The 24,796-nt window shown below is 56.7% G+C and carries 21 protein-coding genes; 12 read left to right on the top strand and 9 right to left on the bottom strand.

Annotated features, from left to right (window positions below; genetic code table 11):
* Nucleotides 1-98 precede the first annotated feature (98 nt).
* The 3 genes from hutG to hutC form a co-directional block, all read right to left on the bottom strand.
* The gene (hutG, locus tag D6C13_RS11830; RefSeq protein WP_120132944.1) at nt 99-935 is read right to left on the bottom strand and encodes an N-formylglutamate deformylase; all 837 of its coding nucleotides are present in this window, start codon (nt 933-935) and stop codon (nt 99-101) included.
* The gene (gene hutI / locus D6C13_RS11825; RefSeq protein WP_120132943.1) at nt 932-2,194 is read right to left on the bottom strand and encodes an imidazolonepropionase; all 1,263 of its coding nucleotides are present in this window, start codon (nt 2,192-2,194) and stop codon (nt 932-934) included. Before hutI ends, hutG begins: the two co-directional genes overlap by 4 nt.
* 170 nt (nt 2,195-2,364) lie before the next feature.
* On the bottom strand, nt 2,365-3,165 hold the full coding sequence (gene hutC, locus D6C13_RS11820; RefSeq protein ID WP_120132942.1) for a histidine utilization repressor: 801 nt from the start codon (nt 3,163-3,165) through the stop codon (nt 2,365-2,367).
* Between the two features lie 262 nt (nt 3,166-3,427).
* Between hutC and D6C13_RS11815 the strand changes: the two genes are divergently transcribed.
* From D6C13_RS11815 to D6C13_RS11770, 10 genes are all read left to right on the top strand, one after another.
* Nucleotides 3,428-4,801 (top strand): formimidoylglutamate deiminase, encoded by a 1,374-nt coding sequence (locus tag D6C13_RS11815; RefSeq protein WP_120132941.1) that lies wholly within the window; start codon nt 3,428-3,430, stop codon nt 4,799-4,801.
* Nucleotides 4,798-5,370 (top strand): HutD/Ves family protein, encoded by a 573-nt coding sequence (locus tag D6C13_RS11810; RefSeq protein WP_120132940.1) that lies wholly within the window; start codon nt 4,798-4,800, stop codon nt 5,368-5,370. The genes D6C13_RS11815 and D6C13_RS11810 overlap by 4 nt, the downstream gene beginning before the upstream one ends.
* A 255-nt stretch (nt 5,371-5,625) precedes the next feature.
* Nucleotides 5,626-6,606: an ABC transporter substrate-binding protein gene (locus D6C13_RS11805; RefSeq protein ID WP_120132939.1), complete on the top strand. Its 981-nt coding sequence runs from the start codon at nt 5,626-5,628 to the stop codon at nt 6,604-6,606.
* Between the two features lie 17 nt (nt 6,607-6,623).
* Nucleotides 6,624-7,505 (top strand): ABC transporter permease, encoded by an 882-nt coding sequence (locus D6C13_RS11800; RefSeq protein WP_120133039.1) that lies wholly within the window; start codon nt 6,624-6,626, stop codon nt 7,503-7,505.
* Complete coding sequence (locus tag D6C13_RS11795) at nt 7,505-8,290, top strand: ABC transporter ATP-binding protein (protein WP_120132938.1); 786 nt, start codon at nt 7,505-7,507, stop codon at nt 8,288-8,290. Before D6C13_RS11800 ends, D6C13_RS11795 begins: the two co-directional genes overlap by 1 nt.
* A 117-nt stretch (nt 8,291-8,407) precedes the next feature.
* Nucleotides 8,408-9,958 (top strand): histidine ammonia-lyase, encoded by a 1,551-nt coding sequence (gene hutH / locus D6C13_RS11790; RefSeq protein ID WP_120132937.1) that lies wholly within the window; start codon nt 8,408-8,410, stop codon nt 9,956-9,958.
* Between the two features lie 36 nt (nt 9,959-9,994).
* Nucleotides 9,995-11,677, top strand: coding sequence for a urocanate hydratase (gene hutU, locus D6C13_RS11785; protein WP_120132936.1), 1,683 nt, complete (start codon nt 9,995-9,997; stop codon nt 11,675-11,677).
* A gap of 179 nt (nt 11,678-11,856) precedes the next feature.
* Nucleotides 11,857-13,023 carry a histidinol-phosphate transaminase gene (gene hisC / locus D6C13_RS11780; RefSeq protein ID WP_120132935.1) on the top strand — a complete coding sequence of 389 codons (1,167 nt, stop codon included), beginning with the start codon at nt 11,857-11,859 and terminating at the stop codon, nt 13,021-13,023.
* Nucleotides 13,020-14,168: an alpha-hydroxy acid oxidase gene (locus D6C13_RS11775; protein WP_120132934.1), complete on the top strand. Its 1,149-nt coding sequence runs from the start codon at nt 13,020-13,022 to the stop codon at nt 14,166-14,168. Before hisC ends, D6C13_RS11775 begins: the two co-directional genes overlap by 4 nt.
* A gap of 44 nt (nt 14,169-14,212) precedes the next feature.
* Nucleotides 14,213-15,298 (top strand): iron-containing alcohol dehydrogenase family protein, encoded by a 1,086-nt coding sequence (locus D6C13_RS11770; protein ID WP_120132933.1) that lies wholly within the window; start codon nt 14,213-14,215, stop codon nt 15,296-15,298.
* Between the two features lie 630 nt (nt 15,299-15,928).
* Here the strand turns inward: D6C13_RS11770 and D6C13_RS11765 are convergent.
* From D6C13_RS11765 to D6C13_RS11745, 5 genes are read right to left on the bottom strand one after another with little or no spacing between them, the layout of a single operon-like run.
* Nucleotides 15,929-17,236, bottom strand: coding sequence for a hypothetical protein (locus D6C13_RS11765; RefSeq protein WP_120132932.1), 1,308 nt, complete (start codon nt 17,234-17,236; stop codon nt 15,929-15,931).
* Between the two features lie 2 nt (nt 17,237-17,238).
* A complete protein-coding gene (gene hisD / locus D6C13_RS11760; RefSeq protein ID WP_120132931.1) occupies nt 17,239-18,579 on the bottom strand; it encodes a histidinol dehydrogenase in 1,341 nt (446 codons plus the stop codon).
* Nucleotides 18,580-18,595: 16 nt separating this feature from the next.
* Nucleotides 18,596-19,366: an ABC transporter ATP-binding protein gene (locus D6C13_RS11755; RefSeq protein ID WP_120132930.1), complete on the bottom strand. Its 771-nt coding sequence runs from the start codon at nt 19,364-19,366 to the stop codon at nt 18,596-18,598.
* A complete protein-coding gene (locus D6C13_RS11750) occupies nt 19,366-20,175 on the bottom strand; it encodes an ABC transporter permease (RefSeq protein ID WP_120132929.1) in 810 nt (269 codons plus the stop codon). The genes D6C13_RS11755 and D6C13_RS11750 overlap by 1 nt, the downstream gene beginning before the upstream one ends.
* Entirely contained in the window at nt 20,172-21,179 is a 1,008-nt protein-coding gene (locus tag D6C13_RS11745) for an ABC transporter substrate-binding protein (RefSeq protein ID WP_120132928.1), read from the bottom strand. Before D6C13_RS11745 ends, D6C13_RS11750 begins: the two co-directional genes overlap by 4 nt.
* A 394-nt stretch (nt 21,180-21,573) precedes the next feature.
* On the opposite strand from D6C13_RS11745, the gene D6C13_RS11740 reads away from it, so the two are divergent.
* Both D6C13_RS11740 and D6C13_RS11735 read left to right on the top strand, forming a co-directional pair.
* Nucleotides 21,574-22,620 carry an oxidoreductase gene (locus tag D6C13_RS11740; protein ID WP_120132927.1) on the top strand — a complete coding sequence of 349 codons (1,047 nt, stop codon included), beginning with the start codon at nt 21,574-21,576 and terminating at the stop codon, nt 22,618-22,620.
* A 78-nt stretch (nt 22,621-22,698) separates the two neighbouring features.
* Nucleotides 22,699-23,718, top strand: a complete 1,020-nt coding sequence (locus D6C13_RS11735; protein WP_120132926.1) for a bile acid:sodium symporter family protein — start codon at nt 22,699-22,701, stop codon at nt 23,716-23,718.
* A gap of 65 nt (nt 23,719-23,783) precedes the next feature.
* On the opposite strand, the gene add is transcribed toward D6C13_RS11735, so the two are convergent.
* Nucleotides 23,784-24,782 (bottom strand): adenosine deaminase, encoded by a 999-nt coding sequence (gene add, locus D6C13_RS11730; protein ID WP_120132925.1) that lies wholly within the window; start codon nt 24,780-24,782, stop codon nt 23,784-23,786.
* Between the last annotated feature and the right edge of the window lie 14 nt (nt 24,783-24,796).

Below are 24,796 nucleotides of genomic sequence, written 5' to 3'. Positions count from 1 at the left end.
CAGTTAAAAAAGCGCGGAGTCCAGAGGCCCGCGCGTTACCGGGTCTCTGGTCGGTGTGGGCCGACGCCCACGGTCTTGACCTGCAAGTGAAAGCGAGATTAAACAGCGCCCTGTTTATACCTGTCTTCCCCCCATCTCACCATTCCCTCCAGCAACCGCTTCAACAGCTCCTGTAATTGGGCCGCCTTATCAGGCGCAAAGGCGAACGGCTCAAGCTCTTCCATGTAATTCACCTGTGCCAGCTCGAGCTGAACGGCGTGAATATCCCTGTCCGGCTGGCCGTAAGCGCGGGTGATGTAGCCGCCTTTGAAGCGGCCATTGAGCACATGACTGAAACGGGTTTGCTGGTTACAGGTACGTTCGAGAATCTCACTCAGTGCCGGTGAGCAACTGGCGCCGCTGTTGGTGCCAAGATTCAAATCCGGAAGCTGACCGTCGAACAGGCGCGGGATCACCGAGGCAATGGAGTGCGCATCAAAAAGTAACGCATAGCCAAATTCCTGCTTCATCCGTGCCAGTTCGGCCTGGATTTTCTGATGATACGGTTGCCAGATTTGATCAAGATACAGCTGACGCTGGGCATCCGTCGGGGTCATTCCTGGTTTAAAGGTGTCGCGCCCGTCGAATAACGTATCGGGATACAGGCCGGTGGTTGCAGTGGTATACAACGGTTTATCGTCTGAAGGCCGGTTCAGGTCGATCACAAAACGCGAATACTGACCGACCAGAATGCTGGCACCGAGCGCTCGTGCAAAATCGTACAACTGTGGAATATGCCAGTCGGTATCGGAAAGTGGCGGGGCAGCATCACTCAGGCCGCTGGCCACTTCGGGTGTCAGATGCGTGCCGGCATGGGGAATGCTGATTAACAGGGGCGCGGTGCCGGAGATAAACTGGTAAGGCTCGGCGATAACAGTGTCGGTTGACGGGCTCATAAACGAAACTCTCCTCGGACTTCTCCACGAAAAACTACGGTGCAGGGCAGCTGACCGCCCAGCCAGTAAACCAGTTCAGCAGGACGCGACAGCGGCCAGTGAATGAAGTCTGCGACTTTTCCCGGTTCCAGCGTGCCATGCGTTTCCTGTAAACCCAGTGCACGCGCACCGTGACAGGTGATCCCCGCCAGTGCTTCTTCCGGCGTCAGGCGGAACAACGTGCAGCCCATGTTCAGCATCAGACGCAGGGAAAGCGCCGGAGAAGTGCCGGGATTGGCATCACTGGCCAGCGCCATTGGCACGTTATATTTGCGAAACTCATCAACAGGCGGGCATTGCGTCTCACGCAGTAAATAATAGGCACCGGGTAACAAAACAGCGACGGTACCACTGGCGGCCATTGCCTGTGCATCTTCTGCAGTGGCGTATTCCAGATGATCGGCTGATAACGCATGGTACCGCGCCGCCAGTGCGCTGCCATGCAGGGATGAGAGCTGTTCCGCGTGCAGCTTCACCGGTAACCCCAGGGCTTGTGCGGCAATAAAAACCCGCTCAACCTGCTCCGGGGAGAACGCCAGATGTTCACAAAAGGCATCCACCGCATCGGCTAAATTTTCACTGGCGACCACCGGCAACAGGGTATCGCAGACCATCGCAATATATTCATCCGTCCGGCCTTTAAATTCCGGCGGCAGGGCATGGGCGGCCAGACAGGTGGATTTCACTTCAACTTGCAACATCACCCCCAGACGGCGGATCACGCGCAGCATCTTCAGTTCACTTTCGATACTCAGTCCGTAACCGGATTTAATCTCAACGCAGGTCACGCCTTCGGCCAGCAGCGGCTGTAAGCGAAACAGCGCCTGTGCCAGCAGTTCGTCTTCAGTGGCCTCGCGGGTAGCATTGACGGTCGATAAAATTCCGCCACCGGCCGCCGCGATGTCAGCATAACTTACGCCATTCAGGCGCTGTTCAAATTCTTCGCTGCGGTCGCCGCCAAAAACCAGATGCGTATGGCAATCGACAAAGCCGGGCGTGATGATGCCACCCTCAAATTCATGCACTGCTGCACCGGGAAAATCCGGGCAGTCCGCCGCGCTGCCGGTCCAGACAATCTTGCTGCCGGTGACGGCAATCGCGCCGTCTTCAATCAGGTTGTAATGCCCGTCACGCATGGTCACCAGCGTGGCGCCACGCCAAACGCTGTGGCAGTCGGAAGGCGGTTCGGAGGAAATCTGTGGGGAAAGGGCTACCGGCATGACAGGCTCCAGGCTGAATTCATCTTGTATAGACAACTAAAGTCAACCTAACGCATAACCCGCAAACCGGCAAGGCAGCCAGCGATAGTTTTTTCTTATTACGAGACGTCTTCCAAAATTTGAACGAAGAGATAGCGGCTGTTCAAAGCCGCTATTAAGGTGTGCCGGGATCAGCCGTGGCTGGTGAAACGTCCGAATAACTGATAGCGGGAACCCGGATAAATCAGGCGCGCAGAAGTGACCACGCGGCTGCCGCTCCAGGTACGGCGGTGGATCAGGAGGCAAGGCTCATGCTCGTTCAGTTGCAACAATTCGCGCTGCTCATCGCTGGCGCTGACTGCTTCTACGCGATGTTCACCCGCCGTCAGCGGGGCAATTTCCATCAGGTAGGTATAAGGCGTCTGCTTGTTCAGCACCTGTTGCAGATAATCAGGCGCGGTTTCGGGATTCACAAACCGGTCTTCGATTTGCACCGGCACGCTGTTTTCGTAATGCACAATCTGCGAATAAAACAGCAGGGCGCCGGTAGCAATTCCCAGCTGAAGCGCCTGATCGGCACTTGCCAGACGAGCTTCGCACACCAGAATTTTGCTGTCGTGGCGATGCCCACGCTGCGCAATTTCATCGGCAATGTTATGCACTTCCAGCATCGGGGTGTAGGCCTTGGCTTCGGCAACAAAAGTGCCGACCCCCTGCATGCGGATCAAAAAGCCTTCGCTGGTCAGCTCCCTCAAGGCGCGGTTGATGGTCATACGGCTGACGCCAAGCTCGTTCACCAGTTCGCTTTCAGAAGGCACACGCTGGTGTGGTTTCCAGACACCGGCACGGATCTGACTGATGATCGCCTGTTTCACCCGCTGATAAATCGGTGCAGGCGTATCGCTCATCGCGCCCGCCAGTTCGGACAATGTCTGCTGGGACACGCCCTGTTGCGCGGCACCAGACTGCGAAAGGGGGGTGGGCTCCGACATGTCTTTTCTCTCACTCAACTTTTGCCTCACTTAATCAGTATCCGGGCATTTTGTGGAAGTGTTTCAGTCTGCCCGTTAGTTTCCCCCAGAGGAAATTAAACGGAAAGGGCGTGACGGAAAACTAATTTTATAAAAAAAGGATTGTTGCAAGTTTACAGCGCAATCAGGCATATGTATATGTATAGACAAGTCGCTTAAAAGTTTCGCAATTGTTTCTCAAAAATTGCGTTTATGTTTTTTCTTGCTGACCAGGAACGCTGTTATGCCTGCTTATTTTGCTACACGCGCCTTACTCGCCCACGGCTGGGCACACAATGTGCGCCTGGACGTGGATGTTACCGGAATTCTCTCTGCTGTGACGCCAGACAGTGACCCGCATGGCTGTTCGCGTCTTAACGGGCCGGTGGTACCGGGAATGCCAAATCTGCATTCCCATGCGTTTCAGCGGGTGATGGCCGGGCTTGCCGAAGTGGCAGGCAACCCGCAGGACAGTTTCTGGACATGGCGTGACCTGATGTATCGCATGGTACAGCGTCTGACCCCTGAGCAGGTGGGCGTGATCGCCCGTCTGTTGTACATCGAAATGCTCAAAGGCGGTTATACGCAGGTGGCTGAATTTCATTACCTGCACAACGCTATCAGCGGGCAGCCTTACGCCGATCGCGGTGAAATGACTGCGCACCTGAGCAATGCCGCCGCGCAGACGGGCATTGGCCTGACGATGCTGCCGGTGCTCTACAGTTACGCCGGATTTGGCGCTCAGCCCGCGCAGGCAGAGCAAAAACGGTTTATTCAGGATGCTGACAGCTACCTGCAACAGCAGGAGATTATTCGTAAACAGCTCACCGGTAATCCGCTGCAAAATCAGGGGCTGTGTTTCCACTCCCTGCGTGCCGTAACGCTTGAACAAATGCAGCAGGTGCTGGCAGCCGGTGACACAAAACTGCCGGTTCATATTCATATCGCTGAACAGCAAAAAGAAGTGAATGACTGTCTTGGCTGGAGCGGTCAGCGCCCGATCACCTGGCTTTATGACAATCTGGATATTGATGCGCGCTGGTGTCTGATCCACGCCACGCACGCCGACCGTTTTGAACTGGCAAGCATGGCAAACAGCGGTGCCGTTGCAGGGCTTTGTCCGACCACCGAAGCGAATCTTGGCGACGGGATTTTCCCAGGTGTGGATTATCTGACACACGCGGGTCGCTGGGGCATTGGTTCTGACAGCCACGTTTCGCTCAATGTTGTGGAAGAGCTGCGCTGGTTTGAATACGGCCAGCGTTTACGTGACCAGCGACGCAACCGCCTGACCACTTCTGCACAAAACTCGGTGGGCGATGTGTTGTATACGCAGGCATTGCAGGGGGGGGCGCAGGCCTGCGGCGCGGCCATCGGACAGCTTTCGGCAGGGTATCGCGCCGACTGGCTGGTGCTCGACGGTGACAGCCCTTATCTCGCCGCTGCAAAAGACAGTGAACTGCTTAACCGCTGGTTGTTTGCCGGTCATGCCGGACAAATCCGCGATGTGTATGTCGGTGGTGTTGCACGTATTGAGTACGGTCAGCATGCAGATCAGCAGGCTGCGGCGGCTGATTTCCTGAAGCTGTTGCATCAGCTGGCGGAGGACGCGGTATGACAGACCGCAGGCATTTCACCTTCGCCGGTCTGCCGGTCAGCCCGTGGCGCAACGGTGGCGGCGAAACCCGTGAAATCATCAGTTATCCGCCGGGCAAAAGTGATTTTGACTGGCGTATCAGTATCGCCACTATCGCACAGGACGGCCCGTTTTCAGCCTTTGGGAGCATTGACCGTTCTATCACTTTGCTCAGCGGCGAGGGTGTGCATTTGCAGGCATTGCCAGACATTGATCACACGCTTGATACCTGCGGTGTGCCTTTTAGCTTCAGCGGCGATATCGCGCTCAGCGCCCGTCTGCTGGGTGGCGTGACAACAGATTTTAACGTGATGACCCGTCGCACGGTGTGTGCTGCCCGTGTGATGACGACCGGAGAAACCCTGCGAATCAGCCCTGAAAAGGGGGGCGTCATTTATGTGATACGCGGTGAATGGCAGTTGCCGGATGGGACGGTGATCGGCGCGGGCGAGGGAATAGTGTGGTCTGACTGTGCGCCATATGACCCCGATTTTAGCGTGGCGGGCAAACACTCTGACGGCCTGCTGCTGTGGGCGGCTATCACGGAATAACACGACACAAACATTGCGCTAAAACAGAGCACAGGGCGCACTGAATTGATTCACCAGAAGGCAAAAAACGGAGCGTGACAGGCGAACAGTATGGGAAAACCGCCACTGCCGGAACTGGCATAAAGCTTGCTTTACTATCGTTGAATGACTTGTATAGACAAGACTATACAGAAACGTCATCAGTAGCGTAATTTGCCTGCGGCAGCTGACTGCCACAGGCATTCCCCGAGACAGGTACTTTGGCAGGAGTGGCAGATGAGCAAGATGATTTCCAGGGCTGTACTGAAACGTTCGTTGTCTTTGTTAGGGCTGGCGGTAGCGCTGGGCAGTGTGGCTGTCAGCGCGGCACAGGCGGCTGATACGCCGGTGGCTATCGGTATCTCAGGGTGGACCGGTTTTGCGCCGCTGACACTGGCAGATAAAGCCGGCATTTTTAAAAAGAACGGTCTTGAAGTCACGCTGAAAATGGTTCCGCAGCAGTCCCGTCATCTGGCGATTGCATCCGGTTCATTGCAGTGTGCGGCGACGACGGTGGAAACCTATCTGACCTGGAACGCCAGTGGCGTGCCCATCAAACAAATCGTCCAGCTCGATAAATCTTACGGTGCGGACGGTATCGCCGTGCGCAGCGGGATCAACAAAATCACCGACCTGAAAGGCAAGACCATAAGCGTCGATGCGCCGGGTACCTCTTCTTATTTCCTGCTGGCGTGGATACTGGATAAAAACGGCATGACGATGAAAGACGTCAAACTGGCGACATTAGGGCCGGATGCGGCGGCACATGCTTTCATCGCCGGACAGAACGATGCCGCCGTGACTTACGAACCTTATCTTTCCAACATCCGTCAGAGCCCGGATAAAGGCAAAATTCTGGCGACGACGCTGGAATACCCGATGGTGATGGACACGCTGGGGTGTACGCCAGACTGGCTGGATAAAAATCCCAAAGCCGCGCAAGCGCTGGTCAACAGCTACTTTGAAGCGTTGGATATGATCAAGAAGGAGCCGGACAAAGCTAACGAAATCATGGGGGCAGCGGTGAAAGAAACCGGCAAACAGTTTGCCGAAGAATCCAGTTATCTGCGCTGGCAGGACAAGGACGCTAACAAGAAATTCTTCAGCGGCGAAATCGTTACGTTTACCAACGAAGCCGCCCGTTTGCTGACTGAAATGAAAATTCTGCGTAAAACGCCGGATATCAACAGCTTGTATGACGCGAAATACGTGAAATAGCCATGAAGGACCGCGATATGAACAGTCCTGTCAGTCAGGTCACAGAACAACACGTAAACACCCGTTCAGTCTTGCGCGAGCCGGCACCCTTGCCGGCGAGCAAAAAAGTCTGGCATAACCCGATGATGGTGCCATTACGGCCGGTGGCCTCAGGGCGTCGCGGGTTCCTCGGGTTCTGTTTCTTTGTCCTGTTCTTTGCCGTATGGGCGCTGGTGACGTTTACCGGTCTGGTGTCGCCGACATTCCTGGCCAGTCCGGCCAGCATGTTGCAGGAAGGCATTTTACTGTTTACCGATTTCGATTTTACTACCGACATCGGCATGACCGTGATGCGTGTGCTGGGCGGCTTTATTCTGGCCTGCGCCATTGCTGTGCCGCTGGGCATTCTGATGGGCTCCTACAAACTGATCGAAGCCTTCTTTGAGCCGTTTGTATCGTTCTGTCGCTATCTGCCCGCATCGGCGTTTGTACCGCTGCTGATCCTGTGGGCCGGTATCGGGGAGATGCAAAAAATACTGGTGATTTTTATCGGTTCGTTCTTCCAGATAACGCTGATGGTGGCGGTCACTGTCGGCGCTGCGCGGCGTGACCTGGTGGAGGCGGCTTACACTCTGGGCGCCACCAACCAGAGCGTGGTACGCAGGGTGATTATTCCCGGTGCAGCGCCGGAAATCGCCGAACTGCTGCGTCTGGTGCTCGGGTGGGCGTGGACGTACGTGATTGTGGCGGAGCTTATCGGTTCATCGAGCGGTATCGGGCACATGATTGTTAACAGCCAGGCGCTGCTCAATACCGGGCAGATGATCTTCGGGATTATCGTGATTGGTTGCATCGGTTTGCTTTCTGATCTGTTGTTTAAAGCGGCCAACCGTCGCCTTTTTGTCTGGAGTTCACTGTGATGAGCCATCCGAAACTGAGTATCCGGCAGGTTGAACGTATTTTTACCGGCCCGAAAGGTGAGAAAACACAGGCGCTATTGCCGGTGGATTATCAGGTTAACGAAAACGACTTTATAACCATTCTCGGGCCTTCCGGCTGCGGAAAATCCACGCTTTTGCGCATTGTCGCAGGGCTGGATCAGCCGACGCGCGGGGAAGTGTGGCTCGATGGTGAACGGGTCGACGGGCCGGGTGCCGATCGCGGCATGGTTTTTCAGAGCTATACGCTGTTTCCGTGGCTGACCGTCGAACAGAACATTCGTTTTGGTTTGCAGGAACGCGGCGTCAGCAAAGCGGCGCAAAAAGAGCGCAGCGACTATTTTATTAATAAAGTCGGCCTGCGCGGTTTTGAGCAGCACTTTCCGCGCCAGCTTTCAGGCGGAATGCAGCAGCGTACCGCCATCGCACGTGCGCTGGCTAATGACCCGAAAATCCTGCTGATGGATGAACCTTTTGGTGCGCTGGATAACCAGACCCGCGTGATGATGCAGGAATTGTTGCTGTCGATTTGGGAATCCTCCCGCAAGACCGTGCTGTTCGTGACGCACGATATTGACGAGGCGATCTTCATGGCCAATAAAGTGGCCATTTTCAGTGCGCGTCCGGGGCGGATCAAAACGGAGGTTGCCGTTGATTTCCCGCATCCGCGTGATTACACCCTGAAAACGTCGCCGGAATTTATGGCGCTGAAAGCCCGGGTGACAGAAGAAATTCGTACCGAAACTTTGCAGACGATGGATCACTGATTTCATCCCTGCGGGCAGATTTTAACGGTTAAGTGTTAAGCAATGCATAAGCACCCGGCGGGCAGAGTCCTTAGACGGGTTTACTTCCAGTTTCACTTGTCTATACAGGAATAGATTATGGCTTCTTCATCCACTGAATTTACCCTTTGCCGCCTGCAACCGGGTCATGTAGACCTGCCGATGCTGCGCAAGATTTATCAGGGCAATGTCCGCCTTGAACTGGCTGAGGAGGCGCGTGCTGGTGTGCTGGCATCGCAGGAAACGGTCACCCGCATCGTTGAGTCCGGCAAAGTGGTATATGGCATTAACACCGGTTTCGGCAAGCTGGCGCAGACCCGTATTCCGGCAGAACGTCTGGCGGAACTGCAACGTAATCTGGTGCTGTCGCACAGCGTGGGTATCGGCAAGGATCTGGCGGATAACGTGGTACGTCTGGTGATGGCGACCAAAGTGCTGAGCCTGTCACGCGGCCATTCCGGTATCCGCATTGAAGTCATTGATGCGCTGATTACGCTGTTTAACGCCGGTGTTTATCCGTGTATCCCTGAAAAAGGTTCTGTCGGCGCTTCCGGTGATTTAGCCCCGCTGGCGCATCTTTCCCTGATGCTGATTGGTGAAGGCCAGGTGACGGCGAAGGGTGAGAAAATGTCAGCCATCGAGGGACTGGCCACCGCCGGTTTGAAGCCTTTCGAACTGGGGCCGAAAGAAGGGCTGGCGCTGCTCAACGGCACACAGGTCTCAACTTCGCTGGCGTTGTCCGGTCTGTTCGAAGCCGAGCGTGTCTTCTCCGCCGGGCTGGTGGCAGGCGCGCTGTCGCTGGAAGCTATCAAGGGTTCGGTGAAACCCCTGGATGCTCGCATTCATGAAGCCCGCGGACAGGCCGGGCAAATCGCCGTGGCGGCGGCGCTAACCGACATTCTCAATGGTAGTGACATTGTCACGTCTCATGCCGATTGCGGGCGTGTTCAGGATCCTTATTCCATCCGCTGCGTTCCGCAGGTGATGGGGGCCTGCCTTGATAACCTGCACCATGCCGCGCGCATTCTGCGTATCGAAGCTAATGCGGCTTCCGATAACCCGCTGGTCTTCTCTGAAAACGGCGATGTGATTTCCGGCGGTAACTTCCACGCTGAGCCGGTGGCGTTTGCCGCTGACATCATCGCGCTGGCTGTTGCCGAAATCGGTGCGATTTCAGAACGCCGCATGGCGCTGCTGCTCGATACCGGCCTTTCCGGTCTGCCACCTTTCCTGGTCAACGACGGCGGGGTGAACTCCGGCTTTATGATTGCGCAGGTCACGGCTGCCGCGCTGGCCTCTGAAAACAAATCCCTGGCACATCCGGGCAGCGTCGACAGCCTGCCGACCTCTGCTAATCAGGAAGATCACGTTTCGATGGCGACCTACGCCGCGCGCCGTCTGGGCGACATGTGTTTTAACACCAGCGTCGTGGTGGGCATCGAAGCGATGGCCGCGGCTCAGGGCATCGACTTCCACCGTCCGCTGCAAAGCTCCTCCACGCTGGAGAATGAGATGAGCGCCATCCGCGAAAACGTGGCGTTCCTGGAGAAGGACCGCCTGATGGCGCCGGACGTGGAAATGATGCGTCTGTGGGCTTCCCGTGAACACTGGCCGGCCGCGATAGAAGCGCTGCTGCCAAGCTTTGCCTGAATCTGATCCCGAATCTGAATTAAAGAGGAAACGACAATGAACGCTCCACAAAAAACGGCTGTAGCCCGTGTTGTCCGCGCTCCGCAGGGCACGGAACTGAGTTGCCAGAACTGGCTGATTGAAGCGGCTTACCGCATGATCCAGAACAATCTCGATCCGGATGTCGCTGAGCGCCCGGAAGATCTGGTGGTCTACGGCGGGATTGGCAAGGCGGCGCGTAACTGGCCAGCCTTCGAAGGTATTCTTGAAAGCCTGCGTAAACTGCGCGAAGACGAAACGCTGCTGGTGCAGTCCGGCAAACCGGTGGGCATTTTTCGTACCCATACTGACGCACCGCGCGTGCTGATCGCTAACTCTAACCTGGTACCTCACTGGGCTAACTGGGATCACTTCCACGAACTCGATAAAGCCGGACTGATGATGTACGGCCAGATGACCGCCGGTTCCTGGATTTACATCGGTGCCCAGGGCATCGTACAGGGCACTTACGAAACCTTCGCCGAAGCCGGTCGCCAGCATTACGACAGCAACCTGCGTGGCAAATGGATCCTCACTGCCGGGCTGGGCGGAATGGGCGGGGCGCAGCCGCTGGCAGGCGTGCTGGCCGGTGCCTGCGTTCTGGCAATTGAATGTCAGGAATCGCGCATCGATTTCCGTTTGCGCACCCGTTATCTCGATTACAAAGCGCACAGCATTGATGAAGCGCTGACGATGATCGAAACAGCCTGCGCCGAGAAGAAAGCGATTTCTGTCGGGCTGCTGGGCAATGCCGCTGAAATCATGCCGCAGCTGGTGGCGCGCGCCAAAGAAGGGGGTTTGCGCCCGGATATCGTCACCGACCAGACCTCAGCCCATGATCCGCTTAACGGCTATCTGCCGGAAGGCTGGAGCCTGGAAAAATGGCAGGAGGCGCGAAAATCAGATCCGCAATCGGTGGTGAAAGCGGCGCGTGCGTCGATGGCCAAACATGTGCAGGCGATGCTGGATTTCCACGCCATGGGTATTCCGACCGTGGATTACGGTAACAACATTCGTCAGGTCGCTAAAGACGAAGGCGTGACCAATGCCTTCGATTTTCCGGGCTTTGTTCCTGCCTACATTCGTCCGCTTTTTTGCGAAGGTAAAGGCCCGTTCCGCTGGGTGGCGCTTTCCGGTGATCCTGAAGATATCTATAAAACCGACGCCAAACTGAAAGAGCTGTTCCCGGATAACGCCAATCTCATCAACTGGCTGGACATGGCGCGCGAGCGCATCGCTTTCCAGGGCTTACCGGCGCGTATCTGCTGGCTGGGACTGGGCGAGCGGCACATTGCCGGTCTGGCGTTCAATGAAATGGTACGCACAGGCGAGCTGAAAGCACCGGTGGTGATTGGCCGTGACCATCTGGATACCGGTTCCGTGGCCTCGCCAAACCGTGAAACCGAAGCCATGAAAGACGGCTCCGATGCAGTTTCCGACTGGCCGCTGCTGAATGCTTTGCTTAACACCGCCGGTGGCGCCACCTGGGTCAGCCTGCATCACGGCGGCGGCGTAGGCATGGGCTTCTCGCAACATGCGGGTATGGTCATTGTGGCCGACGGGACTAAAGAAGCGGCTGCCCGTCTTGAACGCGTGCTGTGGAATGACCCGGCAACCGGCGTGATGCGTCATGCGGATGCCGGTTATGAGCAGGCGCAGGAGTGCGCGCAACGCAATCATCTGAATTTACCGATGCTCTGAAAGTCGTGATGTTAAGTGATTAATTCATCATGGGATTAAGCGGTAAAAACCTTACGGGCAGTGGCGCAGGCCGTTGCCCGTTTTGTTTCTAAATCATTCGAAAAATGCTGCAAAAAGTGGCGAAAAACTCCGCTGATTTACGGCATACTCAAAAGCTTATTAACTGCGTGAGGTGAGTAATGGCTTCAGATTTAGCAGTGCCTGATACGACGATTGATAACCAGCAACAGCTTTTGAAAAATCTGGCAAGACCGGCCACGCGCTCGCTGGGCGCTTACAATGCCGGGCTGTCGGCGGAGGCCGTGCAGCAAAAATATGGCGCTGCCCGTATCGCCAAACTGGCCAGTAACGAGAATCCGCTGGGTGCCAGCCCGCAGGTGGTGGCGGCATTAGAAGCTGATGCCCGTTTCAGTGCGATCTACTCTGATGCCTCAAGTGCGGCGCTGTGTGATGCGCTGGCGCTCGATTCCGGCGTCGCGGCAAGCAATATCATTATCGGCAACGGCTCCGAAGACATTCTGCATATGCTGGCGCTGGCGTTTCTCAGCCCCGGCGATCGCGTGGTGACGCTGATCCCATCCTTTGGCCTGCACGAAATTTTCCCCCGGATGATGGGCGCGGACGTCACGATGGTAGGCGTCAATGCCTATCAGCAATTTGATACACAAGCCTGGGAAGCGGCGCTTTCCACACCGGCCAAAATGGTGATTTTCAGCAATCCTTCCAATCCGGTGGGCTGCATGCTTAACCGCGAAGGGTTCGCCCGCATTATCGAGGCCGCGCCGCAGGACTGTGTGCTGGTAATTGATGAAGCCTATTTTGAGTATTGTGAAACCGACGCGGATTACCCTGACAGCCTGCGGGTGCTGGCGGAGCAGTCACGCCCGTGGATTGTGTTACGCACGTTCTCGAAAGCTTATGGTCTGGCAGGGCTGCGGGTCGGATACGGTCTGGCCTGTCATGCGGAACTGGTCAGTCTGCTTGACCGCGTACGTACGCCTTTCAATATCAACCGTTCGGCGCAGGTGGCAGCGGTCGCGGCATTGCAGGATAAACAGCACGTTCGTGACAGCATTGCGCAGGTGACATCCGAGCGTGAAAAGGTCAGGGCAGAGCTTTCCGCTCTCGGTTTTCACGTCGCGCCATCTTATGCCAATTTCCTGTTCTTCGACTGCGGGCAGCCTGCCTCCGGGCTGGCTGAACAGTTGCTGACGTATGGCGTGATCATCAAACCCTGGCGTGAGCCGGGTTATGAACAGTGGATCCGCGTGTCCATCGGCAATGAGCAGGATAACCGGCAGTTTATCGACAGCCTGAAACGCATCCTGGCGGAGGACGCGGCGTGAAGCGTATTGCGCTCAATATTGATGATTTACGCCATCAGGCGAAATGCGCATTGCCCCGTTTTGCTTTCAGCTACGTGGAAGGTGGCGCTGATGACGAACAGACGCTGGAAGATAACCGCGAGGTATTCAACCGCTGGCGGTTTATTCCGCCGGTGCTCAATGATTCCAGTCAGCGTGATCTCTCGGTCACGCTGTGCGGGCAGCGTCTGGCGGCACCTTTGCTGATTGCACCGACCGGCTACAACGGCATGCTGCGTTTTGGTGCGGATGCCATGCTGGCGCGGACGGCAAAACGTGCGGGTATCGGATATATCCAGAGCACGGTATCGACGGCTTCCATCGAAGAGATTGCCGCTGAACAGCTGCCGCAACACTGGTTCCAGCTGTATGTCCTGAAAGACAGCACGGTCACCACCGGTTTGCTGGATCGGGCGAAAGCCGCGGGCTGCACCACGCTGGTGGTTTCCGTCGATGCGGTGCATTTTGGCAACCGCGAAAAAGATAAACGCAATTACCGCCGTCCGATGAAATTATCGCTCGCCAGCATGATAGACGTGGCGCTGCATCCGGGCTGGGTATGGCGCACGTTAAAACCTGCGGGAATGCCCGGTTTCGGCAATCTCAAACCCTATGTTCCGGTAGATAAACAGCGCGGAGCGGGCGGGGCGAGTTACTTCTCGCAGCAGATGGATACCCGGCTGAACTGGGAAACGCTGAGCTGGATCCGCAGCCAGTGGCAGGGGGCGCTGCTGATTAAAGGCATTCTGGCGCCGGAAGATGCGCAGCGGGCTTTTGCAACCGGTGCCGACGGCATTGTGTTGTCCAATCACGGCGGGCGTCAGCTGGAGGGTTCTGTCAGTGCGATGGAGGTCTTAGCGGAAACCCGTCAGCTGTGCGGCCCGCAGGCTACAATCCTGATCGACAGTGGTTTTCGTCGTGGCACGGATGTGGTGAAAGCACTGGCGCTGGGGGCGAACGCCGTTCTGCTGGGGCGGCCAATGCTCTATGGCGTTGCCGCCGCCGGTGAAGCAGGCGCACAACGCGCCCTGGAGATCATCTTGCAGGAAGTCGACCGCACGATAGCGCAGCTCGGCTGCACGTCTGTCGGCCAGCTGGGGCCGCATCTGTTGCGTGCGCAGCGCTAAGCATTCAGTCATTTTTTCAGATAAACGCATCCGGAGAATCAGCTATGCAGGCACAGAACATTATTTTCCCGGCGCAAATTCTGCGCGGCCCCGGCGTTATTTCAAAGCTTGGTGATATTTGCGCTTTACTGGGCACGCGTGCGCTGGTGATTGGCGGTCATCGCGGCCTGAGCGCGACGGGGGATAAAATCCGTCATCAGCTGGAAGCCTCTGCGGTAGATCTGGTGGGCAGCGAATGGTTTGGTGGCGAAAGCAGTGAGGCCAATATCCGCCGTCTGGCGAAAATCGTGAAAGAGAAAAGGGCAGATATCATTATTGGCGTCGGTGGCGGAAAATCGCTGGATACCTGCAAAGCCGTCGGGGTGGAAACCAGCGTGCCGGTTGTCACAGTACCGACTATCGCCGCGACCTGTGCGGCAGTGACGCCGCTGACTATCCGCTATCACGACGACGGCCATTTCCGCGATTTGTTCCCGCTGCCACAGGCACCGGCGGCTGTTATTATCGACAGCGAGATCCTTGCCGCCGCACCGTTACGCTGGCTGGCCGCCGGGCTCGGCGATACGCTGGCGAAATGGTATGAGTTTCGCGCCATCAGCGGGCATCACGGTCAGCTTAGCGGCGTTGCGCGCTCTTCCAGCGCTAACAGCCGGATTTGCTATGACCTGATTGAGTCTTATGGTTCTGCGGCCTGTGACGCCGTCCGCGCCGGTAAACCGAATGCTGAACTGGATCAGGTTCTCGACGCCATCTTTATGTTTGCCGGTCTGACTTCGCTGATGAGCAGCGGGGCGCACGCCGCCGCGTCTCATGCCATTTACGAAGGTTTTACCGTCTGCGACAAAACCCGCGCGTTCGGCCACGGCCTGCTGGTCGGTTTCGGCAATCTGTGCCTGCTGGCGCTGGAAAACCGCAGCGATGAAGAACTCCTCGAAGCGATCACACTGGCAAAAGCCTGCGCCGTGCCGTTGCGGTTGAGTGAGATAGCAGATCTCAATGAGGATGAGCTGGAAAGTATTGTGCAGGCATCATTACATGCGCCGGATATGGCGAATATGCCGGGGAGGGTGACGGCAGAGGCATTGTATGCGGCGATTTCGCGGGTGGAGGACATGGGGGAACGGGGGTAATGCCATTTGGAAATGGCGGAAACTTTCCTTTCAACTTCAACTTCAACTTCAACTTCAACTTCAAGGTCGTGGGCGTCGGCCCACACCGACTTGGGGGGCGGCCTATCGCCGCCACCCCCCAAGACCCCCCGGGCTCTTTCACTGCATGCTCCGCTCGCTGGCTATGTTTCAGCCACCATTGCGACAGGCTGGAAATCTTGCCGTTTCGCGGTGCCTTCATTTCGGGATTGCAGCCTAAGGTCTGCAACCTCTCACTCAGCAAGCTTTCTGAACCGCCCGCAGCTTTTTAAAAGATAAAGAAAGTAAGGTTGTGAAGTATTACCCGGAGGCCGGTTCCAAAATTTCGCCGGAGGAGAGGCGCAAAACCGCGCGTCTTTTTGCGCGGGTTGAAGCCCGAACGAAGGGCACCGCGCAGCGGCGGCATTTTGCGGCTGTCACAACGGCTGATGAAACATAGCCAGCGAGCGAAGCGTGCAGTTAAAAAAACGCAGGATTCCAAAGGGTTTCGTTTAAAACCCTTTGGGCCAGTGTGGGCGGCGAGCCCACGGTGTTGACCTCAAGGCCAGTGTGGGCGGCGAAGGCCACCTTGAGTGGCCATTCCCGTCAGCGTGCAACGCAAATCGTCTGACATCATACGAGCCCCCCAAGCCACCCGCTGAACTCATCCCTGTCTTCCACCGGTTCACTCCCCAGCATTACCGCCATCGCCAGCCCGAGGGCGGAACTGGTCGGCGTATGACCGCTGAAACCTCCGGCGCGCAGATCGAGGACCAGCGTCGGACAGCAGAACATCGCGAGGCGGAAAATTCGCTGCCAGTGGGGCGGCAGCCATCCACGGCGAGCGAGCTGGGCCAGTAACGGCTGCCAGTATTCCTCGCCTTTATAACGCAAAAATGCCGCACGCAGCGGGGTTAACTGCCAGTTGTGATCAACGAAAAGCGTATCACCACGGCGCATGACGGTCACTTTGTACAGTTCGCCGCAGCGCGACGGCTCGTACAGCCACAGCGGGTGGGCGAAGATGTTGTGGAATGTCGCTTTGATCTCCGCCAGCAGTGCGGGAATATTGCGCCCGGCGAACGCGGGGTCAAAACTCACCAGTTGCGGGATTTCCTCATGGGTGTCGTACCAGACGTTGGCATTGTGCGCGTCACCGTGGGCGGTGATCACCCCGTGACCGGCCAGCGCCGCCGGGGCCAGACGAATGCCCGCCTCGGCGAATAATTGCCGCAGACTGTGCTGATACGCCACGCCGTTGATCACCCAGCGCAGGTTACTCAGCGTTTGCCATTCCAGTTCCTCGTCTTCCAGCCGGAAGGTTTTATCGACATAAAACCGGGCTACACGGCCACCGAAACCGGCGGTGATTTCCGGATTATCCGGTGATATCAGGCGATGGTGAAACAGCTGATGGATGGGTTCAGCGGCAACCGCGCTCACCGTTGCGGCTTTCAGCGTCGGCAGAGTGTGCGTCAGAATATCCCGGTCGGCGCGCCGCTGAGCCTCTTCAATTTCTTCTTCCTGATCCCAGGCCTGCTGTTGTTCGATGTCGCGACAAATATCCGCCATCCGGCGGTCGTGGCGCAGGGTGTACATCAGGATCTGACGTCCCGGCTCGCCGCAAGCGTAGACCGGCACGTCTACGCGAAATCCGCTTTCACGCAGCAGTTCAGCGTTGTAGTACTCCTCGATGGTTTTGTCTTCGCCTTCTTCATTGTGATATTTGAAGAACAGGGCGCGGCCATCGTCGAGGGTGACCGTGCCGTTCAGCGAATTGAGGCTGTACTGGTCGCGGTTGATGGTCAGCTGACCGGCCGCCACGCCGGTCACTTCGCTGATGAGCTGACGTAATGCGTCAGCCGCCTGCTGCCATTCCCCGGCCTGCACTAACTGGCGCGCCCGCGCAGCCAGCGGTTCACTGCCCGTCATATTGCTCATCGTTATTGGCCTTTTTTGTTGAGGATCTCAGTGCGTAATGGCGATACCGCCAGTGCGTGTCCTGGGAATCCTTCGTAGAGGGCAAATGCGTGCGCCTTGTCGGCCAGCGGCTGATAGCCTTCACGGGTGACATAACCGACCGAGATGCGTTTCATATAGTCGAACACCGAAAGCGGCCCGACTGTTTTAGCGGCACCGTTGGTCGGCAGGACCGCGTTCGGGCCCAGCACGAAGTTGCCGAGGGTGATTGGCGTGTAATTGCCTAACAGAATTTCTCCGGCATTGCGGATTTTGCCCATCACCGCCATCGGCTCTTCGGCCAGAATTTCCAGATGTTCCGGGGCGTACTGATTAACGAATTCCACGGCGGCATCAAAGTCGGCGGTCAGAACCACGCCGCCGTGCGTTCCGCACAGGACTGCCTGCGAGAAACCGGCCCGTTTTTCACCGATCTGTGCCCAATAGCCGGGCAGTGCGGCGATGGCTTCTTCAGCCACGCGACGGCTGCTGGTGACCAGATAAGCTGAGGAATCCGGACCATGCTCTGATTCGATGATCAGATCCAGCGCCGCCAGCGCGCCGTCCACGCTGTCATCGGCGAGGATCAGGCTTTCGCTGGGGCCCGCCGGAATACCGGGGTCGATACGACCAGAAAGCTGACGCTTTGCGGCCACTACCCACGGGCTGCCGGGGCCCACAATTTTCAGGCATTTCGGCACGGTTTCAGTGCCAAACGCCACCGCCGCCACGCCCTGTGCGCCACCGCATTTATACACTTCGGTGATGCCGACCAGACGCGCGGCCACCAGCGTTGCGTCATCCACTTTGCCGTCGGGGCCGGGCGGCGTGATCACAATGGCGCGTTTGACCCCCGCAACCACGGCAGGAAGGGTGGTCATCAGCAATACGCTCGGGAAAGAGCCTTTACCGCGCGGTACGTAACAGGCCACAGAATCGATGGGCACATGGCGGTCACCGGCGTAAGCGCCTGGGCGGATTTCTTTCATCCACATGTCTTCCGGTTTCTGCGCTTCGTGAAACGCCCGGACGTTTTCGACCGCAAAGCGGATCGATTCCACCACCTGCTGATCCAGCCGCTCGAACGCGGTGGCGAATTCGGCGTCTTCCGCCATGATGCTCATTTCCGGCGTGGTGACACCGTCAAATTCCTGCGCGAAACGCAGCAGGGCGGCGTCGCCCTCGGTGCGTACCGCTTCAATAATCGGCGCGACGCGTTCGGTGAAAAATGACAGATCGGCTTCGGTGCGATTGAACAGCTCCGGTGGCAGTTCCGATGCGTCAGTCAGATCATGAAAAGTCACGGCTTGAAAAGATTCAGACATGGTAAATCTCCGGTTATCAGGCCAGCGCAGCGCGGGTGTGTCCGCTGCGGATTGTATGCAGAACCTGGCGTTGCAGGTCAGTAAATTCAGGGCTGGCGATCAGTTCCTCGCGGCGCGGACGCGGCAGCGGCACGTCGAAAGTGGTCTGGATCGTGCCGGGCCCCATCACCACGATGCGGTCAGAAAGATAAACCGCTTCTTCGATATCGTGCGTGACGAACATCACTGTCAGCCGGTGCTGTTCCCAGATGCCGGTCAGCAGTTCCTGCATCTGGTGGCGGGTCATGGCGTCGAGCGCGCCGAAAGGTTCGTCCATCAGCAGGATTTTCGGACGATAGGACAGGGCGCGGGCAATGGCGACGCGCTGTTTCATCCCGCCGGAAAGTTCTGACGGCCAGGCGTCGGCAAACTGCGTCAGCTGCACCAGTTCGAGATGCTGATCGGCTTTTTCACGGCAATCTGCGCGGCTGAAACCGGCGGCTTTGAGCGCAAACTCAATATTCTGACGGGCAGTCAGCCACGGCAACAGGGTGTAAGACTGAAACACCACGCCACGGTCGATGCCCGCGCCGCGAATGGTTTTGCCATCCACCTGCACATCGCCGCTGTCGTAATCTTCCAGACCGGCAGCAATCGACAGTAATGTGCTTTTGCCACAGCCGGAGGTGCCCACGACGGAAACGAATTCGTTATCGGCCAGCGTCAGGCTGATATCGTGCAGCACTTCACGCGTCTGTTTGCCCACCTGAAAGCTTTTATGCAGACGGGAGATGGTTAATACCGACATCAGGATCGCCTCTTGTTATAGCGGAACAGGACGCGCTCGAGAGCACGCATGATCTGATCGCTGATTAAGCCCAGAATGCCCAGCAGCAGGATGTAACCGATGATGGTATCGGTCTGGAAGAACCGTTGTGAGACCACAATGCGGTAACCGAGACCGGACGTTGACGCCACCAGTTCGGCCAGGACCAGCCAGGTCCACGCCCAGCCGAGGCTGATGCGCAGTGCGTCCCAGATCCCCGGCAATGCGCCCGGTAAAACGATACGAAAGAGAATTTTGCGATCCGGCATACCCAGCGTGCGGCCCAGCCCGACGAAATCCCCCGGCACACGTTTCACGGCATCAATCACCATTAACACCTGCTGGAAGAAGGTGCCGATCCAGATAATCAGGAATTTCTGTACGTCGTCGGTGCCGGTCCACAAAATGGTCAGCGGCACGAACGCCACCACCGGCATATAGCGGATGAAATCCACCAGCGGTTCGGTCAGCGCTTTGAAAAACCCGTAACAGCCTGCCAGCACGCCAATCACAATCGACATCACCGAGGAAATGGCGAAAGCAATACTGATGCGGTACAGGCTGCTTTTGACGTCGCTCCACAACGTCCCGTCCTGCGCCAGACTGACCATTTTCAGCCAGACATCGGTCAGTTTCGGCAGAAAGATTGGCGCAATAGCGCCGCTGCCGGTCGCCAGTCCCCAGGCCAGAAACAAGATAACGAACAACGCGACCGCAATGCCGACGAACACTTTGCGCGTCGGCAGACGGCCAATCACCATCAGATTGAGCGGTTTACGACGCGAACTCATGGCAGGCTGTTCACGAAGCTGGCATCAATGACCTCAGCGGCAGTGACGGGTTTCGGGATAAGTCCGGCAGCGGTGGCGGCTTTCAGCACATGGGCAAACGTCTGGTCAGAGAAAGAATGACTGAGTACCTGTTTGTTTTCGGCCAGCGAGTAGTATTTCACGCCGTCAAAAGCGGATTCCAGATCGGCTGGCGTGGCGCCGACTGCTTTGGCGATAAGGGCGCGGTCGGCGACGGTATTGGCCTGATAGTGGGTGAGTGCGGCGTCCCAGCTTTTGATCAGCGCCGCGATTTGGCCTGGTTTTTCTTTGAGCACGGAATCACGTACCACCAGCACGTCGCCTATCAGGCCGGGATCAGAAGAGCCGCTGTAAAGCATTTTCAGCGTCGGATCCTGTTTCTTGGCGGCAGAAATGTAGGGCTCGTAAGTCACCGCCGCCGTCACGCGTTTGGCAATCAGCGCGCTGCCAGCGGAATCAGCAGGCATCGGCACCGGCGTGATATCGCTCCATTTCAGGCCAGCGGCATTCACGGCGCTGTGCAGCAAAATGTCGCTGGTGGTGCCTTCTTCAAAGGCCACCTGCTTGCCTTGCAGATCTTTAAGCGTGGTGATGTCTTTGCCGACCAGCAGGGCGTCGGCGGTTTCACTTTGATCGAGCAGCAACACGACTTTAATGGGTAATCCGGCAGAAACCATCGCCATAGCGGTATGCGTCGCAATATTCGCGCCGTCTATCTGACCGCTGGCCAGCGCGGCGTTGATATCTTTATCTTCGGCGAAGTTAATGATGTCGACCTTTTCCAGCCCCTGCTGTTTGAAAATGCCCTGACTTTGTGCCACATGCCACTGGCCATAACCGAGCCAGGGTTCGATGCCCATTTTGAAAGTGCCCGCTTCGGGTGCAGCGGCAGAAGCGCTCAGGCTGAAACTGCCCAGTGCGCCGAGACAACAGGCCAGAGCCAGTTTGTGTTTGATCAAGCCCGTAAAGGTCTGAGAAGGTGACATAATTTCCTCGCTTGGTGTGGGAAGAGAAAAAGACGGCTAATAAAAATCCTAATGTGCAACCCTGTATAGACAAGCTGTTGAAGCAATTACCACGCCACAGTTGAAATCGCGGAAGGAATTCAGGCAGGGCCTTGATGTTATACATTTTTAGATATTTGATGAGAAGAACGTTAACGAACTTATAATTAAAAGTGATGACCTGCACCACAATATGACTTTCCCTGCTCTGCAAAGGTGCTGCTGCGGGCAGATTCAGAAAATTCGGGTGACCGGAAACAGAAATTTTCGGCTGCGGCCATCCGCAATGGTGAAATGTCTTGTCCGGCTTTATAAGCTGGTGTCAAATCAGGTTATTCGTGCCCGGACGGGCAGACCGTAAACAAAGGAAATTCCAATGACTGATCCCCTTCGCGTTGGCCTGGTGGGTTATGGCTTCGCCAGTAAAACCTTTCATTCTCCGCTGATCGACGGCACGCCCGGTCTGGAACTGGCCGTAGTTTCCAGCAGTGATGCCGGTAAAGTCCACGCCGATTGGCCGAACGTCGCGGTCGTGGATTCGCCTGAAAAGCTGTTTGCGGATGCCTCCATCGATCTGGTGGTGATCCCGACGCCCAATACCACGCATTTTCCGCTGGCGAAGCTGGCGCTGGAAGCCGGTAAGCACGTGATCGTGGATAAGCCTTTTACGGTGACGCTGAGCGAGGCCCGCGAGCTGGATGCGCTGGCGCGTGAAAAAGGCAAAGTGCTGTCGGTGTTCCATAACCGCCGCTGGGATTCTGATTTTCTTACGGTCAAAACGCTGATTGATGAAGGAACGCTGGGCGATATCGTCTATTTCGAATCCCATTACGATCGCTACAAACCGCAGGTGCAGCAGCGCTGGCGCGAAAGCGATGCGCCGGGCAGCGGTATCTGGTTCGATTTAGGCTCGCATCTGCTGGATCAGGCTTTACAGTTATTCGGACTGCCCGAAACGCTGCAGGCCGATCTGGCCGTGCTGCGCCCCGGTGGGAAAGCGGTGGATTATTTTAACGCCGTGCTGACCTATCCCCGCCGCCGCGTGGTGCTGCACAGTACCGTCTACGCAGTGGCAGAAACCGCCCGTTTTATCGTGCAGGGCGAAAAGGGCAGTTACGTGAAATTCGGGCTGGATCCGCAGGAAGACAGACTGAAAGCGGGCGAACGTCTGCCGCAGGCTGACTGGGGTTATGACCGGCGTGACGGCGTGATTACGCTAAGTCACAACGAGGTGCTGGCCGAGAAGTCGTTGATGACTGTTCCGGGCAATTATCCGGCCTATTATGCTGGTGTGCGCGATGCCATTCACGGCGCGGGTGAAAATCCTGTTCCGGCAGCGGACGCCATCCGCGTGATGGAAATGATCGAACTGGGGATGCAATCCTCAGAACAACAGGCGACGCTGAAAGTCATCAAGAACTAACAAGTCGTCTGCGTTTATGAAGTGTCGCTGCGGTGACACTCTTATTTTCTTTTGTTATTCACTTTGCAAGGAAGGTTCATGTCCTGGTTACAACGTCTGAAAATCGATAAATTTTTGCTGATCCTGGTTTGTGTGGTGCTGGTTGCCTCGTTTTTCCCTTGTGAGGGGATTTATAAAACCATCTTCAGCTATCTGACCACCGCTGCCATCGCATTGCTGTTCTTTATGCACGGCGCGAAGCTGTCGCGTGAAGCGATTATGGCGGGTATCAGCCACTGGCGCCTGCATGTGGTGGTATTTCTCAGCACCTTTGCGCTGTTCCCGCTGCTCGGTCTGGGGATGAAATGGCTGGTGCCGGTCGGTATTCTGACGCCGACGCTGTATTACGGTTTTCTGTATCTTTGCGCACTGCCTGCGACCGTGCAGTCGGCGATTGCCTATACGTCCGTGGCGGGCGGGAATATTCCGGCGGCGATTTGCAGCGCGTCGGCGTCCAGTATTCTCGGCGTGTTCCTGTCGCCGGTGCTGGTGGGGCTGCTGATGCATACACAGGGCGGCACCAACGATACCCTGCACGCGATTGGTTCTATCGTTTTACAGCTGATGGTGCCGTTTATCATCGGGCATCTGTGCCGTCCGCTGATCGGTGCGTGGGTACAGCGTCACAAAAAAATCGTCAATATTACTGACCGTTCTTCGATACTGCTGGTGGTTTATGTGGCATTTAGCGCCGCCGTGGTTGAAGGGATCTGGCATCAGATCGACGGATGGTCACTGCTGGCGATCCTCGGTTGCTCAATCGTGCTGCTGACCATTGTGCTGATTATTAACACTTACGTGGCGCGGCTGTTTGGTTTCAATACCAAAGATGAAATCACCATTGTGTTTTGTGGCTCAAAGAAGAGTCTGGCGAACGGTATTCCGATGGCGAACGTGTTGTTCCCGGCATCGGCCGTCGGGGCGATGGTGTTACCGCTGATGATTTTCCACCAGATCCAGCTGATGGTCTGCGCGGTGCTGGCTTCACGCTATGCCAAACGGGTGGCGCGTGAAGAAGCGGAAGCGGTGGTGAAGAAAGAAGAAGTCAAAACGGTTTAACGGACTGAATGAAAAAGAAAAGGGCGGGAGATAATCTCCGCCCTTTTTTATAGCGAAAGAAAGGGTTACGCAGACACTTTATCGCGAATAGCCTGCTTTTCCGTTTCGGTCAGGAACGCCATCGTCAGGCCGTTCTTCTGTGCCTGGCGGATTTCTTCCTGAGTCAGTCCCGCAGCTGGTGCGGCAACGTTATATTCATTAGCAATTTCGATACCCTGAACCGCCGGATCATCGGTATTGATAGAAGCCAGTACGCCGTGGCGCAGGAAGACGGCCAGCGGGTGGTGTTCGAAAGCGCCGACGGTGCTGGTCTGAATGTTGGAGGTCAGGCAGGATTCGATACCAATCTGATGCTTCGCCAGGAAATCCATCAGTTGCGGATCCTGCGCGGCTTTCACGCCGTGGCCGATACGTTCTGCGCCCAGTTCACGGATTGCCTGCCAGATGCTTTCCGGACCCGCCGCTTCACCGGCATGTACGGTAATGCGCCAGCCCGCGTCACGCGCACGGTTGAAGTGGCTGAGAAACAAACTGCCGGGGAAACCGAGTTCATCACCGGCCAGATCCAGCGCGGTAATGCCGTCGCGGTGCGCCAGTAAACCTTCCAGTTCCTGCAGACAGGCGTCTTCACCAAAGGTACGGCTCAGAATACCAATCAGACGCACATCGATATCATGATGTTGCTGACCTTCACGGATCCCTTCAATCACTGCTTCCACGACACCCGCGACCGGCAGTTTGTGGTTCATCGCCATGTAGTAAGGGGAGAAACGCAGTTCGGTGTAATGCAGACCGGCACGCGCGGCATCTTCGACGTTTTCTTTCGCAATACGGCGGCAGGCATCCAGGTCGCCCAGCACTTTTACCCCCCAGTCCAGTTTTTGCAGAAAACTCACCAGATCAGGTTCGGTATGCATCACCTGCACGTGCGGGCGCAGGGCTTCGAGTTCATTGGCAGGCAGGGTCAGATTAAACTGGCGGCCTAAATCGAGAATGGTTTGAGCGCGGATGTTGCCATCAAGGTGGCGGTGAATGTCGGTCAGGGGAAGGCGTGTGTCGATCATGATGTGCACTCATT

The sequence above is a fragment of the Rahnella woolbedingensis genome, assembly GCF_003602095.1.
Lineage (GTDB): Bacteria > Pseudomonadota > Gammaproteobacteria > Enterobacterales > Enterobacteriaceae > Rahnella > Rahnella woolbedingensis.
Note: the sequence above shows the minus strand (reverse complement) of the source record. Positions and strands in the feature narration are given on the sequence as shown.

Coding starts and splice junctions, on each gene's coding strand:
- hutG (WP_120132944.1), bottom strand. CDS start 935: ATGAGCCCGTCAACCGACACTGTTATCGCCGAGCCTTACCAGTTTATC.
- hutI (WP_120132943.1), bottom strand. CDS start 2,194: ATGCCGGTAGCCCTTTCCCCACAGATTTCCTCCGAACCGCCTTCCGAC.
- hutC (WP_120132942.1), bottom strand. CDS start 3,165: ATGTCGGAGCCCACCCCCCTTTCGCAGTCTGGTGCCGCGCAACAGGGC.
- D6C13_RS11815 (WP_120132941.1), top strand. CDS start 3,428: ATGCCTGCTTATTTTGCTACACGCGCCTTACTCGCCCACGGCTGGGCA.
- D6C13_RS11810 (WP_120132940.1), top strand. CDS start 4,798: ATGACAGACCGCAGGCATTTCACCTTCGCCGGTCTGCCGGTCAGCCCG.
- D6C13_RS11805 (WP_120132939.1), top strand. CDS start 5,626: ATGAGCAAGATGATTTCCAGGGCTGTACTGAAACGTTCGTTGTCTTTG.
- D6C13_RS11800 (WP_120133039.1), top strand. CDS start 6,624: ATGAACAGTCCTGTCAGTCAGGTCACAGAACAACACGTAAACACCCGT.
- D6C13_RS11795 (WP_120132938.1), top strand. CDS start 7,505: ATGAGCCATCCGAAACTGAGTATCCGGCAGGTTGAACGTATTTTTACC.
- hutH (WP_120132937.1), top strand. CDS start 8,408: ATGGCTTCTTCATCCACTGAATTTACCCTTTGCCGCCTGCAACCGGGT.
- hutU (WP_120132936.1), top strand. CDS start 9,995: ATGAACGCTCCACAAAAAACGGCTGTAGCCCGTGTTGTCCGCGCTCCG.
- hisC (WP_120132935.1), top strand. CDS start 11,857: ATGGCTTCAGATTTAGCAGTGCCTGATACGACGATTGATAACCAGCAA.
- D6C13_RS11770 (WP_120132933.1), top strand. CDS start 14,213: ATGCAGGCACAGAACATTATTTTCCCGGCGCAAATTCTGCGCGGCCCC.
- D6C13_RS11765 (WP_120132932.1), bottom strand. CDS start 17,236: ATGAGCAATATGACGGGCAGTGAACCGCTGGCTGCGCGGGCGCGCCAG.
- hisD (WP_120132931.1), bottom strand. CDS start 18,579: ATGTCTGAATCTTTTCAAGCCGTGACTTTTCATGATCTGACTGACGCA.
- D6C13_RS11755 (WP_120132930.1), bottom strand. CDS start 19,366: ATGTCGGTATTAACCATCTCCCGTCTGCATAAAAGCTTTCAGGTGGGC.
- D6C13_RS11750 (WP_120132929.1), bottom strand. CDS start 20,175: ATGAGTTCGCGTCGTAAACCGCTCAATCTGATGGTGATTGGCCGTCTG.
- D6C13_RS11745 (WP_120132928.1), bottom strand. CDS start 21,179: ATGTCACCTTCTCAGACCTTTACGGGCTTGATCAAACACAAACTGGCT.
- D6C13_RS11740 (WP_120132927.1), top strand. CDS start 21,574: ATGACTGATCCCCTTCGCGTTGGCCTGGTGGGTTATGGCTTCGCCAGT.
- D6C13_RS11735 (WP_120132926.1), top strand. CDS start 22,699: ATGTCCTGGTTACAACGTCTGAAAATCGATAAATTTTTGCTGATCCTG.
- add (WP_120132925.1), bottom strand. CDS start 24,782: ATGATCGACACACGCCTTCCCCTGACCGACATTCACCGCCACCTTGAT.